The sequence below is a fragment of the Cupriavidus sp. 01L46 genome, assembly GCF_056399905.1.
Genome location: NZ_JBFTSF010000588.1, coordinates 1 through 1,448 on the forward strand (window position 1 = coordinate 1; position 1,448 = coordinate 1,448).

General features: G+C 60.5%; 2 protein-coding genes. One reads left to right on the plus strand and one right to left on the minus strand.

Features of this window, described 5'->3' with window-relative positions; translation table 11 throughout:
* The first annotated feature begins 83 nt into the window (after positions 1–83).
* Positions 84–1,157, plus strand: a complete 1,074-nt coding sequence (locus tag AC1DS3_RS38640; RefSeq protein ID WP_441641648.1) for an IS110 family RNA-guided transposase — start codon at positions 84–86, stop codon at positions 1,155–1,157.
* Positions 1,158–1,191: 34 nt separating this feature from the next.
* Here AC1DS3_RS38640 and AC1DS3_RS38645 read toward each other — a convergent pair.
* The coding region (locus AC1DS3_RS38645) for a hypothetical protein (RefSeq protein ID WP_441641647.1) at positions 1,192–1,448 on the minus strand (257 nt) is incomplete at its 5' end.

Consider the following 1,448-nt stretch of genomic DNA (forward strand, 5'->3'; position numbering starts at 1 on the left):
GGGGGGGGCCTCCAGACCGAACGGCATCGCAATGTGCCAGAGTGGAAGATGTCACCACCACTACAGGAACGGAGGGACCCGAAATGAATGCTATGACATTTGGGCTGGATATTGCAAAGCATGTGTTCCAGCTGTACTGGGTTGACCCTGAGACTGGCGAGATTCACAACCGGCGATTCCAGCGTCAAAAGCTGATCGAGTTTCTAGCTCAGCACAAAGGGCGCGTGGCGCTGGAGGCCTGCGGCAGCGGGCACTGGTGGGCCCGCAAGCTCCTCGAGATGGGCTATGAGGTGAAACTGCTGCATGCGAAATACGTCCGCCCGTTCGTGCAAACCAACAAGACTGACGCCGCGGATGCGCGCGCGATCTGGACGGCGGCGCAACAGCCGGGCATGCCGACAGTGACGCCGAAGACAGTGGAGCAGCAGGCCACGCTGGTGTTGCATCGGATGCGAGAGCAGCACATCAAGATGCGCACCATGATGATCAACGCTTTGCGCGGCGCGCTCTATGAGTTTGGCTTGAGCTTCAAGAGGGGGCGTCAGGCAGGTCTGGCGGAGATGAGCGAGAGGCTGGCCGAAGTGGAGGACGACGTGCCGGCGAGGGTCTTCGAGGCGTTGCGCGAACAGTTCGAGCTGATCGGTCGGCTAGACAAAGGCATTGAGCAGTTGGAAGGACAGATCAAGGCCTGGTCCCAAACGCAGCCGGCGTGCGAGCAACTGATGGCGATTCCGGGGATTGGCATGCTCACGGCCACGGCGATGCTAGCGACGATTGGCGATGCGCAGGGCTTCGAATCGGGGCGGCAACTGTCGGCCTACCTGGGGCTGGTGCCGCGCCAGCGTGGCACTGGGGGCAAGGTGCAACTGGGGGCGATTAGCAAACGCGGAGACCGTTACCTGCGCATGCTGCTGATCCACGGTGCCAGGGCAGTCCTGTTCCGGGCCAAGGACAAAGGGACTTGGTGCGACCAGCTGGCGCGCCGACGCCCGACCAACGTGACGGTGGTGGCGATGGCGAACAAGGCGGCGAGAATTGCCTGGGCGGTGCTGAGGGGCAAGGAGCCGTATGAAAGAGACCACGAATTGAAGAAAGCGGAGAGGGCCAGGCAAATGGCGGATTCCGCGCTAGGGCATCTGCGCCTACCAAAACCGTAGGCACAGCAGCCCTAGCTGCGGCTATTGAAGCAGGTTAATTGAACTCGACTAGCAGGTTGCGCGGGTAGACGTGAAGTGATGGCAAGACAGGTTGGACCGCAAGAACGAGACCCTGATCGGTTACAAGTGCTTCGAGCACGCTGAAAAGACGAGGGCCGCTCTTGGCGAATTCCATAGGGGCCCGCAGGCTTGACCTGCATGAGGCCGGATATAAGGCTGCAACCAAATCCTCGCCGAGCATCATGAGATGATTTACCTGGCAAACCGGGGCGCGTTCATATAAGTAACCAA

What these genes read in the sequence shown, in the direction of transcription:
- AC1DS3_RS38640 (WP_441641648.1), top strand. Translation starts at nt 84, where the DNA reads ATGAATGCTATGACATTTGGGCTGGATATTGCAAAGCATGTGTTCCAG.